This window comes from Agromyces sp. P2_B3 (assembly GCF_056404815.1).
In genome coordinates this window covers 20,232-37,080 of the sequence record NZ_JBFUDH010000021.1, presented here as the reverse complement: position 1 = coordinate 37,080, position 16,849 = coordinate 20,232, and the positions used below count along the sequence as shown (strand labels likewise).

16 protein-coding genes and 2 rRNA genes are annotated in these 16,849 nt (G+C 70.7%); all 18 read left to right on the top strand.

Translation table 11 applies throughout. The annotated features are described in order from the left end of the window. Positions 1 to 139, top strand: a 23S ribosomal RNA gene (locus tag AC1DZA_RS18625); the annotation flags it as partial. A 197-nt stretch (positions 140 to 336) separates the two neighbouring features. Next, positions 337 to 453 (top strand): 5S ribosomal RNA (gene rrf, locus AC1DZA_RS18620). Between the two features lie 116 nt (positions 454 to 569). Continuing rightward, a complete protein-coding gene (locus AC1DZA_RS18615; protein ID WP_476773863.1) occupies positions 570 to 2,120 on the top strand; it encodes a tetratricopeptide repeat protein in 1,551 nt (516 codons plus the stop codon). Then, a complete protein-coding gene (locus AC1DZA_RS18610; RefSeq protein WP_476773862.1) occupies positions 2,095 to 3,129 on the top strand; it encodes an HAD-IIA family hydrolase in 1,035 nt (344 codons plus the stop codon). The genes AC1DZA_RS18615 and AC1DZA_RS18610 overlap by 26 nt, the downstream gene beginning before the upstream one ends. A gap of 44 nt (positions 3,130 to 3,173) precedes the next feature. Then, positions 3,174 to 3,413 (top strand): hypothetical protein, encoded by a 240-nt coding sequence (locus tag AC1DZA_RS18605; protein WP_476773861.1) that lies wholly within the window; start codon positions 3,174 to 3,176, stop codon positions 3,411 to 3,413. Between the two features lie 2 nt (positions 3,414 to 3,415). Continuing rightward, positions 3,416 to 4,225 (top strand): TlyA family RNA methyltransferase, encoded by an 810-nt coding sequence (locus tag AC1DZA_RS18600; RefSeq protein ID WP_476773860.1) that lies wholly within the window; start codon positions 3,416 to 3,418, stop codon positions 4,223 to 4,225. Then, the gene (locus AC1DZA_RS18595) at positions 4,222 to 5,136 is read left to right on the top strand and encodes an NAD kinase (RefSeq protein ID WP_476773859.1); all 915 of its coding nucleotides are present in this window, start codon (positions 4,222 to 4,224) and stop codon (positions 5,134 to 5,136) included. The genes AC1DZA_RS18600 and AC1DZA_RS18595 overlap by 4 nt, the downstream gene beginning before the upstream one ends. 8 nt (positions 5,137 to 5,144) lie before the next feature. Beyond that, the gene (gene recN, locus AC1DZA_RS18590) at positions 5,145 to 6,845 is read left to right on the top strand and encodes a DNA repair protein RecN (RefSeq protein WP_476773858.1); all 1,701 of its coding nucleotides are present in this window, start codon (positions 5,145 to 5,147) and stop codon (positions 6,843 to 6,845) included. A 51-nt stretch (positions 6,846 to 6,896) separates the two neighbouring features. Beyond that, positions 6,897 to 8,669, top strand: a complete 1,773-nt coding sequence (locus AC1DZA_RS18585; protein WP_396133176.1) for a CTP synthase — start codon at positions 6,897 to 6,899, stop codon at positions 8,667 to 8,669. After that, positions 8,662 to 9,303: an NUDIX domain-containing protein gene (locus AC1DZA_RS18580; protein WP_476761042.1), complete on the top strand. Its 642-nt coding sequence runs from the start codon at positions 8,662 to 8,664 to the stop codon at positions 9,301 to 9,303. Before AC1DZA_RS18585 ends, AC1DZA_RS18580 begins: the two co-directional genes overlap by 8 nt. Next, positions 9,300 to 10,205: a site-specific tyrosine recombinase XerD gene (xerD, locus tag AC1DZA_RS18575; protein ID WP_476773864.1), complete on the top strand. Its 906-nt coding sequence runs from the start codon at positions 9,300 to 9,302 to the stop codon at positions 10,203 to 10,205. Before AC1DZA_RS18580 ends, xerD begins: the two co-directional genes overlap by 4 nt. A gap of 55 nt (positions 10,206 to 10,260) precedes the next feature. Beyond that, a complete protein-coding gene (locus AC1DZA_RS18570) occupies positions 10,261 to 11,148 on the top strand; it encodes a ParA family protein (protein ID WP_476773857.1) in 888 nt (295 codons plus the stop codon). Then, positions 11,132 to 12,004, top strand: coding sequence for a segregation and condensation protein A (locus AC1DZA_RS18565; protein ID WP_476761040.1), 873 nt, complete (start codon positions 11,132 to 11,134; stop codon positions 12,002 to 12,004). Before AC1DZA_RS18570 ends, AC1DZA_RS18565 begins: the two co-directional genes overlap by 17 nt. Then, positions 11,994 to 12,695 (top strand): SMC-Scp complex subunit ScpB, encoded by a 702-nt coding sequence (scpB, locus tag AC1DZA_RS18560; protein WP_476773856.1) that lies wholly within the window; start codon positions 11,994 to 11,996, stop codon positions 12,693 to 12,695. The genes AC1DZA_RS18565 and scpB overlap by 11 nt, the downstream gene beginning before the upstream one ends. Next, the gene (locus AC1DZA_RS18555; protein WP_309977967.1) at positions 12,688 to 13,500 is read left to right on the top strand and encodes a pseudouridine synthase; all 813 of its coding nucleotides are present in this window, start codon (positions 12,688 to 12,690) and stop codon (positions 13,498 to 13,500) included. Before scpB ends, AC1DZA_RS18555 begins: the two co-directional genes overlap by 8 nt. Continuing rightward, positions 13,497 to 14,579, top strand: coding sequence for a prephenate dehydrogenase (locus AC1DZA_RS18550; RefSeq protein ID WP_476773855.1), 1,083 nt, complete (start codon positions 13,497 to 13,499; stop codon positions 14,577 to 14,579). Before AC1DZA_RS18555 ends, AC1DZA_RS18550 begins: the two co-directional genes overlap by 4 nt. Next, positions 14,576 to 15,295, top strand: coding sequence for a (d)CMP kinase (gene cmk / locus AC1DZA_RS18545; protein WP_476773854.1), 720 nt, complete (start codon positions 14,576 to 14,578; stop codon positions 15,293 to 15,295). The genes AC1DZA_RS18550 and cmk overlap by 4 nt, the downstream gene beginning before the upstream one ends. Positions 15,296 to 15,320: 25 nt before the next feature. Further along, the gene (gene der, locus AC1DZA_RS18540; protein ID WP_309977975.1) at positions 15,321 to 16,838 is read left to right on the top strand and encodes a ribosome biogenesis GTPase Der; all 1,518 of its coding nucleotides are present in this window, start codon (positions 15,321 to 15,323) and stop codon (positions 16,836 to 16,838) included. The last annotated feature ends 11 nt before the right edge of the window (positions 16,839 to 16,849 follow it).

The following is a 16,849-nucleotide window of genomic DNA, read 5'->3' as shown; positions in this document are numbered from 1 at the left end:
AGCCGGCCTCGAGATGAGATTTCCATCCCTTCGGGGGAGAGGCTCCCAGCCAGACGACTGGGTTGATAGGCCGGATGTGGAAGACAGGACTAACGACTGTCGGAGCTGACCGGTACTAATAAGCCGATAACTTGACAATCACTACACTCACACACGTTTGAAGATCATTCATCGAAAGGCCGTGTGAGTGGCCTCCAAGATTGCTCGCGTCCACTCTGTGGTTCCCAACAGACGGAAACACACATAACACAACACAGATTTCACCCCACCACGTGTGGGGTGCCGTAACCACACACCCAACCCACCCTGGTGGGGCAACGTGGGTGTGGCACGAGTTTCGGCGGCCATAGCGCGAGGGAAACGCCCGGACACATTCCGAACCCGGAAGCTAAGACTCGCAGCGCCGATGGTACTGCAGGGGCGACCCTGTGGGAGAGTAGGACACCGCCGGACATTCATTGAGGAGTGGCCACCCGAAGACGGGTGGCCATTTCTCGTTAACGGGCCGATGCGACGTCGGCCGCAGTACGGTTGAGTCCGATGAGGACTCCACACACGACGGGACAATCGTGAGCGATTCGACGCACGACTCGGGTGAGCACGACCGCCCCAAACGCAACGATCGGGGTGGCGACCGGGCGCAAGGAAGCGCCAGAGGTTCCTCATCGAGCAGGAGCGGCCAGGGCACCGGGCGCGACGCATCACGGGGTGGTGGGGAGAAGCGTCCGTATTCGGGTGGTGGGGAGAAGCGTCCGTATTCCGGTGGCGGGGAGAAGCGTCCCTATTCGGGTGGTGGCGAGAAGCGTCCCTATTCGGGTGGTGGCGAGAAGCGTCCCTATTCGGGTGGTGGCGAGAAGCGTCCGTACTCCGGTGGTGGCGAGAAGCGTCCGTACTCCGGTGGCGGCGAGAAGCGTCCGTACTCGGGTGGCGAGAAGCGTCCGTACTCCGGTGGTGGCGAGAAGCGTCCGTACTCCGGTGGCGGTGAGAAGCGTCCGTACTCGGGTGGCGGCGAGAAGCGTCCCTATTCGGGTGGTGGCGAGAAGCGTCCCTATTCGGGTGGTGGGGAGAAGCGTCCGTACTCGGGCGGTGGGAATCGCTCCGAGGATCGACGTGGACCTCGGCCCGATGCCCGCGGACCGAAGTACGAGGAGCCGCGCGAGAACTTCGGCGCCGCGAACCTCGCGGTGCGTCCGCGTCACGACGACCCGGAGATCCCCGACCGCATCGAGGCGCGCGACCTCGATCGTGGAGCTCGCGCCGAACTCAAGACGCTGAGCAAGGAGAACGCCGACTGGGTCGCGCGGCACCTCGTCGCGGCATCCGAGTACCTCGATGAGGACCCCGAGCTCGCCCACCAGCACGCGATGTCCGCCGCTCGGCGAGCCGGGCGCATCGCCGTGGTCCGCGAGAGCCTGGCCATCACGGCGTATGCGACCGGCGACTTCCAGCTCGCGCTCCGCGAACTGCGTACGTTCCGCCGGATCTCCGGGAGCAACGACCAGCTGCCCCTGATGGTCGACAGCGAACGCGGCGTCGGACGACCCGACCGGGCGCTCGAGGTCGGTCGCGCCGTCGACCGGAACGAACTGCCGGCTGCGGTGCAGGTCGGACTCGCGATCGCGATGTCGGGTGCCCGCCTGGACCTGGAACAGCCCGAGCTCGCGCTCGCGGAGCTCGAGATCCCCCAGCTCGATCCCGACCGCGCCTTCTCGTACAGCCCCGCGCTGTTCGCGGCCTATGCCGAGGTGCTCGAGGAACTCGGGCGTGATTCGGAAGCTGCGGACTGGCGTTCCCGTGCGAACCGGGCGGAGGAAGCGCTCAACGGCCCCGCGGCGGAATCCGAGCTCGTCGAGATCTTCGAGGTCGAACTCGAGGACGGTGTGGAGCACGACGAGACGGCGGCACACAGCACATCGGTGATGGCCGACGTCGTGGCGACTGATCCGGTCGAGTCGGCGAACCCGGCGCCTGACGTGCACGACGAGCGTGCCGGCGACCCCGGTGACGTGCTCGAGGACGATGTCGCCGCCGTGCTCGCAGAGGGCGAGGCACTCGAGCGGGACGACCCGACCGATCCGAACGAGGACGCGCCCGATGGGCCTGTTCCGCACGAGGACTGAGCCGACCACCCCGCTCGAGGGGATCGACGCGGTGTTCGCCGACCTGGACGGCGTGGTCTATGCGGGCTCCGGTGCGATCCCGTACGCGGTGGAGAGCCTCAATCGCGCCAAGACGCAGCGTTCGGTGGGCTACATCACGAACAACGCGTCGCGCAGCGATGCATCCGTCGCCGGCCACCTGGCCGAGCTCGGCCTCGCGGTCGAGCCCCACGATGTCGTCACGTCGCCCCAGGCCGCCATGCGACTTCTCGAGGAGCGTGTCGACCCCGGCGCACTGGTCTTCGTGGTCGGCGGTGAGGGCATCGTGGTCGAGCTCGAGAAGCGCGGCTTCCGCGTGACGCGCTCCGCCGATGACGCACCCGACGCGGTCGTGCAAGGCTTCGCTCCCGAGGTGGGGTGGCGCGAACTGGCCGAGGCCTCGTTCGCGCTCAACGCCCACGGCGGTCCGGATGCCGCCACGGCAGGCATCCCGTGGATCGCGACGAACATGGACTGGACGATCCCCGTCGCCCGCGGCATCGCCCCCGGGAACGGGACCCTCGTCTCCGCGGTGCACACCGCCGTCGGCCGGTTCCCGGTCGTCGCCGGCAAGCCGGAGACGCCGATCTTCGATGAGGCGAAGCGTCGATTCGGCGCCGACCGCCCGCTCGTCGTGGGCGACCGCCTCGACACCGACATCCTCGGAGCGAATCGGGCCGGGATGGCGAGCGCCGTCGTGCTCACGGGCATCGACCGCGCGAAGCAGGTGCTGGCCGCGGATGCCGCGAGCCGGCCCGACTTCATCCTGCGCGACCTGCGCGGGCTGCACGAGCCGTACCCGGTCGTCGAGGCGGTGCGTGGTGGTGGGGTGCGCGTGAACGAGGCGCGCGTGCGCATCGACGGCCGCACGGTCGTGATCGTCTCGGCCGGCGACGGCGGGCTCGACCTGCTCCGCGCCGCCTGCGCGGCGATCTGGCAGTCGGGCACCGCGATCCACGCCCTGGATGTGCCTCCGAGCCTCTACGCGTGATTCGTGCCACCGCGGCGTCGGCTGGTCGGGGTAGCGTTGGTGCGATGAGCACCGACGACCTCCGAGAGCCAGACGACGTCGATGGCGTCGAGGCGGCTGCCGCCGTATCCGCAGACTCGTCCGGTGCCGTGTCGGGCTCGGGTGAGGCGTCGGACGACGCGGCGGCCGACATCGACGACATCGAGTCGGTTCCGCTGGCCGAGCGGGCGCCCCGCTACCAGGAGCTCGCAGATCGCCTTCGCTCCGAGCTCGAGCGATCCGACCCGTCGCGCGACCCGAACTGACGATGCCCGAACAGCGACTGGATGCGGCGCTGGCCGCGCGCGGGCTCGCTCGGTCGCGCACGCAGGCCGCGACGCTGATCGCCGCGGGCGTCGTGACGGTCGACGGCCGGCCGGCCCTGAAGCCGTCGCTGAAGGTGCCGGAGTCCGCGGAGCTGGCCGTCGCGGCATCCGACCACTACGTCAGCCGAGGCGCGCACAAGCTCATCGCCGCGCTCGACGGGTTCGCCGTCGACCCCGCCGGGCGCGTGGCGCTCGATGCCGGCGCGTCGACCGGAGGATTCACGCAGGTGCTCCTCGAGCGCGGCGCGCGCTCGGTGCTCGCGGTCGACGTGGGCCACGGCCAGCTCGCGCCCGAGCTGCACGGCGCACCCGGCATGGTCCTCGTCGAGGGATGCAACGTGCGCGACCTCGATCGCGGGGCACTCGCCCGGGCGACAGGGGTCGACGAGCCGCCGTCGCTCGTGACCGCCGACCTCTCGTTCATCTCGCTGACCACCGTGATGCCGGCGCTCCGGGCGACCGGGGCCGACGACGCGGACTTCGTGCTGCTCGTGAAACCGCAGTTCGAGGTCGGCCGCGGGGGCGTGCGCGAGGGAGTGGTGCGCGATGCCGCGCTCCGGGCCGAGGCGCTGGCGAACGTGCTCTGGACCGCGTTCGACCTCGGCTTGGGCACCGTGGGAGTCCTGTCCTCCCCAATCGTCGGAAGCCATGGGAACCATGAGTATCTCGTGCACCTCAGCGCAGCGCGTGGGGTGAATCCGACAGAATGGATGCGTCGGGTGGACGAAGTGACAGGAGGCGCGATCGCGTGAACGACGCACGGCACTTCCTCGTGGTCTCCCACACCGGCCGTCAGTCCGCACTCGAAGCGACCGGCGAGGTGTGCACGCAGTTGCTCGCTGCCGGCGCGGTGCCAGTGATCGCCGCCGAACATTGGGACGATGTGCACGCGTTCATTCCCGCGCTCAATGGCGAGGTCAGGCGGTTCGAGGAGACCGACCCGGCTCGCATCGAGCTCGTGATCGTGCTCGGCGGAGACGGGACGATCCTTCGGGCGGCCGAGCTCATGCGCGACCACCCCGTCGCCCTGCTCGGCGTGAACCTCGGGCACGTGGGCTTCCTCGCCGAGAGCGAACGCGACGACCTCGGGTACACGATCGCCAGGGCACTCGCGCGCGACTACACCGTCGAGGAGCGCATGACGCTGTCGGTGCGCGCCAAGCTCGGCGATGAGGTCGTGTACGAGAGCTGGGCCCTCAACGAGGCCACCGTCGAGAAAGCCGAACGCGAGCGGATGCTCGAGGTGGTGGTCGAGGTCGACCGCCGGCCCCTGTCATCCTTCGGGTGCGACGGCATCGTGATGGCGACGCCGACCGGGTCGACGGCCTACTCGTTCTCCGCCGGCGGACCGGTCGTGTGGCCGAGCCTCGAAGCCCTGCTCATGGTTCCGCTGAGCGCGCACGCACTCTTCGCGCGCCCGCTCGTGGTGGGTGCCGACTCCTCGCTCGCGGTCGAGATCCTGCAGCGCACTCAGGCGTCCGCCGTCATCTGGTGCGACGGACGTCGCACGTTCGACCTGCCGCCGGGCGCGAGGGTCATCGTGCGCAAGTCGCCGACCCCGGTGCGCCTGGCGCGCCTCCACGAGGCGCCGTTCACCGACCGGCTCGTGAACAAGTTCCAGTTGCCCGTCACCGGCTGGCGCGGTCCGGTCGGGCGTGATTGAGGTCGTCGATGATTGAGGAGCTCGGAATTCGCGACCTCGGCGTCATCGCCGAGGCGACGCTTCCGTTGGGGCGCGGATTCACCGCCGTCACGGGTGAGACGGGCGCCGGCAAGACCATGGTCGTCACCGCGCTGGGGCTGCTGCTCGGCGCGCGTGCCGACGCCGGCGCCGTGCGAAGCGGTGCCAAGCAGGCATGGGTCGAGGGCCGGTGGCTGGTGCCCGACGACGGTGCGATCGCCGATCGCGTGGCCGAGACCGGGGGCGACGTCGAGGGCGGTGAGCTGCTCCTCGGCCGGTCCGTGTCGGCCGAGGGACGCAGCCGGGCGATCGTCGGCGGACGCAGCGCGCCCGTCGGGGTGCTCAGCGAGCTCGGCGAGGAGCTCGTAGTGGTGCACGGCCAGGCCGACCAGCAGCGCCTGCGATCGGTGCTCGCCCAGCGCGAGGCGCTCGACCGGTTCGCCGGCGCCCCGTTGCAGGAGGCGGTGTCCAGGTATCGCGAGGCGTTCACGGCGTGGCGGGCCGACTCCGCAGAGCTCGAGCTGCTGCGCACCGCGCACGACACCCGGGTGCGCGAGGCGCAGGAGCTGCGCGAGGCGCTCGACGAGGTGGAGGCGGCCGATCCGCAGCCGGGAGAAGACGTAGAGCTCGCCGAGCGCGCCGACCGGTTGTCGAACCTCGAGGAGCTGCGCGCGGCGGCGGCGCAGGCCAAGGCGCTGGTCTCGGCCGAAGACCTCGGCGACGGCGCACCCGACGCCATCGCGCTCGTCGACAGCGCCAGGCGGCACCTCGACCGCGTCATCGACCACGATGCGGCGCTCGCCCCGGTCGCCGAGGCGCTGCAGAGCGCCGGGTTCCTGCTGGCGGATGCCGCGACCGAACTGTCGGGGTACCTCACGGGCCTCGATGCCGACGGTGGACGAGAGCTCGAGGTGGTGCAGGAGCGGCGCGCGCTGCTCACCTCCCTCGTGCGACGGCACGGCACCAGCCTCGACGACGTGCTCGAGTTCCGCCGCGGCGGCGGGCTCCGGCTCATCGAGCTCGACGGCGACGACGAGCGCATCGAAGGGCTCGAGGCGTCGGTCGAGCGGTTGACGATCGAAGTCGACCGGCTCGCGGCCCGGCTCACCGAACTGCGCACGGAGGCCGCTGCGCGCCTCGCCGAGGCGGTCACCAGCGAGCTCGGGGCGTTGGCGATGCCCGACGCCCGACTCTCCGTCGTCGTGGACCCGCACCACGAGCCGGCGGCGCATGGGCGGGACCAGGTCTCGATCCTGCTGCAGCCGCACCCGGGCGCCGAGCCGCGGCCCGTCGCTCGTGGGGCTTCGGGCGGCGAGCTCTCCCGGGTGATGCTCGCCATCGAGGTCGTGATCGCGGGGAGCGACCCCGTGCCCACGTTCGTGTTCGACGAGGTCGACGCCGGTGTCGGCGGCGCCGCCGCGATCGAGATCGGCCGTCGACTCGCCCGCCTCGCCGAGCAGTCGCAGGTCATCGTCGTGACCCACCTCGCCCAGGTCGCGGCGTTCGCGACGAATCACCTGAGCGTCGTGAAGGGCACCGATGGGCAGGTCACCTCGTCGAGCGTCCGCCAGCTCGAGGGTGCCGAGCGTGAGGCCGAGATGGCCCGGTTGCTGTCGGGGCTCAGCGACTCCGCGAGCGGCCTGGCGCACGCACGTGAGCTGTTGGAGATCGCGGCGGATCGCGCGGCGTGACGGTGGCGGCCGAGGCCGCCTGAGCTGCGGCATCCGACCGGTGCCGAGGGAATGGGGGAGCGCGTGCGGCATGTCGAGCCGAACGGTCAGGAACGTGGGTTAGGCTATAAGCCCGTGGTGGATGAACGCGGCAGAGCTCTTTCGAGCACAGACAATTCGAACGACACGACCAAGCACATCTTCGTGACCGGTGGTGTCGTTTCTTCGTTGGGCAAGGGACTCACGGCGGCGAGTCTCGGCAATCTCCTGACAGCCAGGGGCCTCAGAGTCGTCATGCAGAAGCTCGATCCATATCTGAACGTGGACCCGGGCACCATGAACCCGTTCCAGCACGGCGAGGTCTTCGTGACCGACGACGGCGCGGAGACCGACCTCGACATCGGTCACTACGAACGGTTCCTCGACATCAATCTCAGCCAGGCGGCGAACGTCACCACCGGGCAGATCTACTCGACCGTGATCGCCAAGGAGCGTCGCGGCGAGTACCTCGGCGACACCGTGCAGGTCATCCCGCACATCACCGACGAGATCAAGCGCCGCATGCGCCTGCAGGCCTCCGAGACGCCCAAGCCCGACGTGATCATCACCGAGATCGGCGGCACGGTCGGCGACATCGAGTCGCAGCCGTTCATCGAGTCGGCGCGTCAGGTGCGCCACGAGCTGGGCCGCAAGAACGTGTTCTTCGTGCATGTCTCGCTCGTGCCGTTCATGGGCGCGTCGGGGGAGCAGAAGACGAAGCCCACGCAGCACTCCGTTGCGGCCCTTCGCTCCATCGGCATCCAGCCCGACGCGCTCGTGCTGCGCAGCGATCGCCCCGTCACCGAGTCGAACAAGCGCAAGATCGCGCTCATGTGCGACGTCGACGAGGCGGCCGTCGTGAACGCGGTCGACGTGCCGTCCATCTACGACATCCCCACGATGCTGCACGACCAGGGCCTCGACGCATACATCATCGAGTCGCTCGGCCTCGACGGCAAGGCCGCCGACGTCGACTGGTCGGGCTGGCGCGAGCTGCTCGACGTGGTGCACGACCCCAAGCACGAGGTCACCATCGGACTGGTGGGCAAGTACATCGACCTGCCCGACGCCTACCTCTCGGTGACGGAGGCGCTCCGCGCAGGCGGGTTCGCCAACGACACGAAGGTCCACATCGAGTGGATCCCGTCCGACGAGTGCCGCACGCCCGAGGGCGCGCAGAAGCACCTCGCCGGGCTCGACGGCATCTGCGTGCCCGGCGGGTTCGGCGTGCGCGGCATCGAGGGCAAGCTCGGCGCGCTCCACTTCGCCCGCGAGAACGGCATCCCGGTGCTCGGGCTGTGCCTCGGGCTGCAGTGCATGGTCATCGAGTACTCCCGCAACGTGGTGGGCCTCGACGGCGCCTCGTCGAGCGAGTTCGATCCCGACACCCGGTTCCCGGTCATCGCGACCATGGAGGAGCAGGTCGAGATCATCGCGGGCGGCGACCTCGGCGGCACGATGCGCCTGGGCCTCTACCCGGCGAAGCTCGCCGACGGCTCGATCGCCGCCGAGCTGTACGGCTCGACCGAGGTCAGCGAGCGCCACCGGCACCGCTACGAGGTCAACAACGGCTACCGCGATCGCATCGCCGACGCCGGCCTCGTGTTCTCGGGCATGTCGCCCGATCGTCACCTCGTCGAGTTCGTCGAGCTTCCCCGGGACGTGCACCCGTTCTACGTCGGCACGCAGGCGCATCCCGAGCTGCGCAGCCGCCCGAACGACGCGCACCCCCTCTTCCGCGGCCTCGTCGCGGCGGCCCTCGAGCGCCAGCAGGCGAGCCTGCTCTTCGACGTCGCGAATGGCTGAAGCGCTCCACGACGAACCCGCCGACCTGCCCGTGCGCGAGAGCGAGCAGGTGTTCGGCGGGCGCGTCTGGGACCTCCGCCGCGACACCGTCGTGTACGGCGGGAAGCCGATCGTGCGCGAGTACGTCGACCACCCCGGAGCCGTCGCCGTGCTCGCGCTCGATGACGCCGATCGCGTGTTCCTGATCCGGCAGTACCGGCATCCGGTGCGCACGCGGGAGTGGGAGATCCCCGCCGGACTTCTCGATGTCACCGGTGAGGACCCGCTCGGGGCCGCGCAGCGCGAGCTCGCCGAGGAGGGCGACCTCGTGGCATCCGACTGGGCGGTGCTCGCCGACTTCTTCACCTCGCCCGGCGGCAGCGACGAGGCGATCCGCATCTACCTCGCCCGCGGGCTGGGCGACGCGTCCGAGGCCTTCGACCGCGAGGACGAGGAGGCCGACATGGAGACGAGGTGGGTGCCGCTCGACGAGTGCGTCGACGCCGTGCTCGCCCGCCGCGTGGGCAACCCGTCGCTCACGATCGGGGTGCTCGCGGCGCACGCATCGCGCGCACGCGGGTGGGCCACCCTCGGCGAGGCGGATGCCGCGTGGCCGACGCGTTCGACTCCGCGAGGCGAACCGGCGCCGCGATGACGGATGCCGCGTGGGCCGATGGGTACCTCCGTCACCTCACGGTCGAACGCGGCGCGTCCCGCAACACCGTGGTGTCGTATCGTCGCGACCTCGCCATCTACGCCGACTGGCTGGCGTCCCGCGGGCTCGAGAGGCCGGGCATGGTGCGCGAACAGGACCTGGCCGACTTCGTGCGCTTCCTCGGCGCGGAGCGACAGCCGCCGCTCGCGACCTCGTCGATCGCGCGGGTGCTCTCGGCTGTGCGCGGCCTCCACCGCTTCCTCGCCGACGAGGGCGTGATCGCCGACGACGTGTCGCGCGAGCTGCGCCCGCCGAAGCTGCCCATGCGGCTGCCGAAGGCCATCCCCGTCGAGGACGTCGAGAAGCTCCTCGCCGCGGTCGGCGGTGAGGAGCTGCACGAGCTCCGCGACACCGCACTGCTCGAACTGCTCTACGCGACGGGTGCCCGGGTGTCGGAGGCGGTCTCGCTCAACGTCGACGACCTCGTCGACGGCGACGTGGTGCGGCTGCTCGGCAAGGGCGGCAAGCAGCGCATCGTGCCGCTCGGCTCGTACGCGCGGCGGGCGGTCGACGCCTACCTGGTGCGCGCGCGGCCGGCGCTGTCCGCCCGCGGCACTGCGACGCCGGCGCTGCTCCTGGGCCTGCGCGGTCGACGGATGTCGCGACAGGCGGCGTGGGACGTGATCCACCGGGCGGCCGAACGAGCCGGCATCGCGGCATCCGTCTCACCGCACACCCTGCGGCACTCCTTCGCGACGCACCTGCTCGAAGGCGGCGCCGACGTGCGGGTGGTGCAGGAGCTGCTCGGCCACTCCTCGGTCGCGACGACCCAGATCTACACGCTCGTCACAGCCGATACACTCCGGGAGATGTACACGGCCGCCCACCCCCGTGCTCGCTAGAATCGACCAGACGCCCGCACGGCCGCAGGCGAGAAGGACCCAGGAGAGAGACCACGTGACGCACCAGACGCAGGACCCGGCGGACGGCATCGCTTCGCTGGAGCCCGAGGTCGGTCCCACCGGTCGCCCCCTGCGCGACTTCCCCGTGCCCAAGCCGCTGCGTTCGCACGGCCCCGCACGCATCATCGCGCTCTGCAACCAGAAGGGCGGCGTCGGCAAGACGACGACGACCATCAACCTCGGCGCGACGCTCGCCGAGTACGGACGCCGAGTGCTCGCGGTCGACTTCGACCCGCAGGGCGCCCTCTCGGCGGGCCTCGGCGTGCAGACGCACGACGTGCCGACGATCTACGACCTGCTGCTCTCGCGGAGCGTCGAGCCTGCCAACGCGATCCAGCACACCATGCTCGAGAACCTCGACGTGATCCCCGCGAACATCGACCTGTCGGCCGCCGAGGTGCACCTCGTCACCGAGGTCGCCCGCGAGCAGATCCTCGCGAGCGTGCTGCGGCGCGTGGCATCCGACTACGACGTCATCCTCATCGACTGCCAGCCGTCGCTGGGCCTGCTCACCGTGAATGCGCTCACCGCGAGCCACGGGGTCGTCATCCCGCTCGAGTGCGAGTACTTCGCGCTGCGGGGCGTCGCGCTGCTCATCGAGACGATCGACAAGGTGCGCGACCGACTGAATCCCGCGATCGAGCTCGACGGCATCCTCGCCACCATGTACGACGCGCGTACGCTGCACTCGCGCGAGGTGCTCGAGCGCGTGGTCGACGCGTTCGGCGAGAAGGTGCTCGAGACGGTCATCACCCGCACGGTGAAGTTCCCCGACGCGACGGTCGCCGCGACGCCGATCACCGAGTTCGCCCCCGAGCACCAGGCGTCGAAGTCGTACCGGCAGCTCGCGAGGGAGCTGGTCTTCCGTGGCGCGGTCGCCTGAGGCCCTGCCGGTCCCTGGAGCGGGCGCCGACGGCGCAGCGGGTCCTGACGCCGGCGTGCCGTCCGAGGCATCCGACGCCGGGTTCCGGGTGGCGCTCACGAACTTCGAGGGCCCGTTCGACCTGCTGCTGTCGCTGATCGCGAAGCACGAGCTCGACATCACCGAGGTGTCGCTCTCGGCGGTGACCGACGAGTTCATCTCGTACCTGCGCGGCGTCGACTCCGAGGAGGAGCTCGACCGGGCGTCGGAGTTCCTCGTGGTGGCCGCGACGCTGCTCGACCTGAAGGTCGCCGGACTCCTGCCGCAGGGCGAGCTCGTCGATGCCGAGGACGTGGCGCTGCTCGAGGCGCGCGACCTGCTCTTCGCCCGCCTGCTGCAGTACCGCGCCTTCAAGGAGGCCTCGCGCTGGTTCGCGTCGCACCTCGAGGCCGAGTCCCGGCGTCACGCGCGCGTGGTGCGCCTCGAGGACCGCTTCCGGCAGCGCGAGCCCGAGCTGCGCTGGACCCTGAGCGCCGAGGACTTCGCGGCGCTCGCCACCCTCGCGCTCACGCCGCGTGCGATCCCCGCGGTCGGGTTGGATCATCTGCATGCCCCGCTCGTGTCGATCCGCGAGCAGGCCGCGCACGTCGTCGCGATGCTGCGCCGTGGCGAGCCCGTGACCTTCCGTGAGCTCATCGCCGGCATCGCCCAACCGGGCGTCGTGGTCGCCCGGTTCCTCGCGGTGCTCGAGCTGTACCGCCACGCCGCGATCGGCTTCGACCAGGTGGAGCCGCTCGGCGAGCTCACGCTGCGGTGGGCCGCGGAATCGTGGGACGACGAGAATCTCGACAGCCTTGGAGCCGACTATGACGAATGACCCGGATGCCGCGACCGACGAGGCGACGCCCGACGACACCGCCCAGGGACCCGAGCTCTCGATCGTCACGCCGCTCGACGTGCCCGGACAGCCGCACCTCGACCTCGACCGCGCGCTCGAGGCGATCCTCTTCATCGCCGACGAGCCGCTGTCGATCGTGACGCTGGCCGCCGCGGTCGCGCGGCCCGTGGCCGAGGTGCGCGCGTCGATCGCACGCCTGCTGGCCGACTACGACGGCGGCGCGCCGTCGGGGGAGCCCCGCACCGACGTCGCCGACGAGCGATCGGCCGGGCGCGGCATCCGTCGTGGCTTCGAGCTCCGCGAGGTCGGCGGCGGATGGCGGTTCTATGTGCGTGCCGACTACGACGCGCTCGTGGCCGACTTCGTGATCACCCAGTCGTCGACGCGCCTGTCGCAGGCCGCCCTCGAGACCCTGTCGGTGATCGCGTACAAGCAGCCGATCTCACGCTCGTCCATCGCCTCGATCCGCGCGGTCAACGTCGACTCGGTCGTGCGCACGCTCCTCGGCCGCGGCCTCATCACCGAGGTCGCGACGGATGCCGAGACGGGCGCCATCCTCTACGGGACGACCGATGCGCTCCTCACCAACCTCGGCATCAACTCGCTCGACGAGCTGCCGCACATCTCGCCGTTGCTCGACGACGGCCAGGAGGGATTCGATCGTGACTGACCAGGACGACCAGGGCGCCGGCCTCGCCGAGGGCGTGCGCCTGCAGAAGGTGCTGGCCGCCGCCGGAGTCGCGAGCCGGCGGGTCTCGGAGCAGCTCATCGTCGAGGGCCGCGTCGAGGTGAACGGGCGTGTCGTGACCGAGCTCGGCCGCCGCATCGACCCGGCGACCGACCTCGTGGCGGTCGACGGTGTCGCGGTGCAGCTCGACCCGGCGAAGCGGTATTACATGCTCAACAAGCCGCGCGGGGTGGTCTCCTCGATGCGCGACGAGCAGGGGCGCCCCGACCTCACCCGGTTCACCGAGGGGCTCGAGGAGCGCGTGTTCAACGTGGGCCGCCTCGACGCGGAGACCAGCGGCCTGCTCCTGCTGACGAACGACGGGGATCTCGCGCACGTGCTCGCCCACCCGTCGTTCGGCGTCGAGAAGACGTACATCGCGAAGGTGCGCGGTCGTGTCACGCCGCAGGTGGTGCAACAGCTCAAGCACGGCGTCGAGCTCGAGGACGGCATGATCAAGGCCGACCGGGCCAAGATCATCCAGCAGCAGGGCGACGACCGCCACTCGATGGTCGAGCTGACCCTGCACTCGGGGCGCAACCGCATCGTCCGGCGCATGCTCGACGCGGTGGGGCACCCGGTGGTCGAACTCGTGCGGCGCAGCTTCGGCCCGCTGAACCTCGGCACGCTCCGCTCGGGCGCCATGCGCGAGTTGACTAAGGTGGAACTCGGCCAATTGCTCACGATCTCCCGCGCCGCGGATGCCGCCCGGGATGCCGGCACCGCATCGAACGAAGGGGACTCGTGACCGAATCACGCCTCATCGGCCCGGTGCGGGTCGTGGGTGCTGGGCTGCTCGGCACGAGCGTCGGCCTGGGCCTGCGCAGCCGCGGGCTCGACGTGATCCTCGCCGACGCCTCGCCGACGCATGTGGCCATCGCGGTCGACCTCGGCGCCGGCCGGTCGGCCGGGCCCGACGACGCACCGCAACTCGTCGTCGTGGCCGTGCCGCCCGACGTCACGGCCGCCGTCGTGGCCGCGGAGCTCGGCGCGTTCCCCGAGGCGATCGTCACCGACGTCGCCAGCGTCAAGGGGGGCATCCTCGACGACCTCGTCGCCTCTGGCGCCGACGTGTCGCGGTACATCGGCTCGCACCCGCTCGCCGGTCGTGAGCGCGGGGGGCCACTGGCCGCCCGAGCCGACCTCTTCGCCGGACGGCCCTGGGTCGTGGCCGCGCACGACGAGATCAGCTACCGGCGCGCGAGCGCGATCGACGACCTGATCCTCGACCTCGGCGCGACGCTCGTCGAGATGACTCCCGAGCAGCACGACCGCGGCGTCGCACTCATCTCCCACGTGCCCCAGGTGATCTCGAGCATCATGGCGCGGCGGTTCATCGACGCGCCGAACGCCGCCCTCGGCCTCGCCGGCCAGGGCGTCCGCGACGTCACCCGCATCGCCGCGAGCGACCCCGACCTCTGGGTGCAGATCCTCGGCGCCAACGCCGCACCGGTGCGCGACGTGCTCGTCGCCTACCGCGACGACCTCGACCGGTTCATCGACGCCCTCGCCGATCCCGCGGCGCCGGGCGCCCGGCGTCGCGTGGCCGAGGAACTCACCGGCGGCAACACCGGCGTGGAGCGCCTCCCGGGCAAGCACGGCACCGACAAGCGCTTCACCACGGTGATCGTCATGGTCGACGACCGGCCGGGCGAACTCGCGCGGCTGCTCGCCGAGGTCGGCGAGATCGGCGTGAACCTCGAAGACCTCCGGCTCGAGCACTCGCCGGGCCGCCAGGTCGGACTCGCCGAGATCGCGGTGCTGCCCGAAGCCGCAGACCGACTCACCACCGAGCTGGCCGCACGCGGCTGGCGGATCGCAGGATGACCGTGCCACACCCGCCCATCGTTCCCGTCGTCGTCGCCGTCGACGGCCCTGCCGGCAGCGGCAAGTCCAGCGTCTCCAAGGAGGTCGCGAGCCGGCTCGGCTTCGGCTTCCTCGACACCGGTGCCGCGTATCGGGCGCTGGCCTGGCATGCCGAGGCATCCGGGGTGGACACCGGCGACGCGGCATCCGTCGTCTCGTGCCTGCCGAGCTTCGCCTACCGCATCGGCACCGACCCGGCGGGCTACGCGGTGCACGTCGGCGACATCGACGTGACGAACGCCATCCGCGACCCCGCGATCTCGGCGGTCGTGAGCCGCGTCGCGCGGGTGCCCGAGGTGCGCGCGCACCTCATCGAGCTGTTCCGGGCCATCATGGTCGCCGAGCCTCGGCCGGGCATCGTCGTCGAGGGGCGCGACATCACGACGGTCGTCGCGCCGGATGCCCCCGTGCGGATCCTGTTGACCGCGGCGGAAGACGTTAGAATAGCGAGGCGCTCCGCGGAGCTCGTCGGCGACCAGGCGCTCGCTGCGGGTGAACAGCTCCACCGGCGCGACGAGGCGGACTCCAAGGTCGTGGACTTCATGACCGCCGCCGAGGGCGTCAGGACCGTGGACTCGACGGCGCTCGACTTCGAGCAGACCGTCGATGCGGTCATCGACGTCATCCGGGCTGCACGGCCCGAGGCGGTGCAGGAGCACCGCGACGTGCCGCAGTGAGCGCAGCAGACCCAGAGGAGAGACCATGACCGACCAGCGAGACGAGTACGACGACGAGTCCGTCGCCGCCGACGACCTCGCCGAGCGGCTCGCCGACGTCGATGACGACCTCGCCGAGCAGCGTGCGGCGGCCCTCCGGTCGGGGCTCTCCGACTACGAGCTCGACGAGGACGACCTCGAGGTCCTCGAGATCTCGGAGGAGGGCGAGGAGGGCATCCGCTACCTCCCCGCGCTGCCGGTCATCGCCATCGTCGGACGACCGAACGTCGGCAAGTCCGCGCTCGTCAACCGCATCCTCGGCCGACGCGAAGCCGTGGTGGAGGACACCCCCGGCGTCACGCGCGACCGCGTCTCCTACAAGGGCGAGTACCTCGACCGCCGCTTCACGCTCGTCGACACCGGCGGCTGGGAGCCCGACGCGAAGGGCATCGACGCCTCCGTCGCGGCACAGGCCGAGGTCGCGATCGACCTCTCCGACGTCGTGCTGTTCATCGTCGACGCGACGGTGGGTGCCACGTCGACCGACGAGCACGTCGTGCGCCTCCTCCGCAAGACGAAGAAGCCGGTGTTCCTCGTCGCGAACAAGGTCGACGACGCCCGCCAAGAGCCCGAGGCCGCCGCACTGTGGAACCTCGGACTGGGCGAGCCCCACCCCGTGTCCGCACTGCACGGCCGCGGTGTCGCCGACATGCTCGAAGAGGTCTTCAAGGTCCTCCCGCAGGTCTCCGCCGTCGCCAAGGACGAGTTCGGCGGCCCGCGCCGCGTCGCGATCCTCGGGCGCCCGAACGTCGGCAAGTCGAGCCTGCTGAACAAGGCCGCCGGCGAGGAGCGGGTCGTCGTGAACGAGCTCGCCGGCACCACCCGCGACCCGGTCGACGAGCAGATCGAGCTGGGCGGCAAGATCTGGCGCTTCGTCGACACCGCGGGCATCCGCCGTCGCGTGCACCTGCAGCAGGGCGCCGACTTCTACGCGTCCCTGCGCACGCAGGCCGCGCTCGAGAAGGCCGAGGTCGCGGTCGTGCTGCTCGACGTCTCGCAGCCGATCTCCGAGCAGGACGTGCGCATCATCGACCTGGTGCTCGAGTCGGGCCGGGCACTCGTGCTCGCCTACAACAAGTGGGACCTCCTCGACGACGACCGCCGCCGGTACCTCGAGCGCGAGATCGAGCAGGATCTGCACCATGTCGCCTGGGCGCCGCGGGTGAACATCTCCGCGAGGACCGGCCGCCACCTCGAGAAGCTCGTGCCCGCCCTCGAGGTCGCGCTCGAGTCGTGGGACACGCGCATCGCCACCGGAAAGTTCAACGCGTTCCTGACCGAGCTCACGCAGGAGCACCCCCACCCGGTGCGCGGCGGCAAGCAGCCCCGCATCCTGTTCGGCACGCAGGCCGCAAGCCGTCCGCCGACATTCGTGCTGTTCACGACTGGATTCCTCGACCCGGGCTATCGCCGGTTCATCCAGCGTCGCCTCCGCGAGATCTACGGCTTCGAAGGCTCGCCCATCGTGATCAACATGCGCGTCCGCGAGAAGCGGCAGCGCTAGACGGGGTCGGG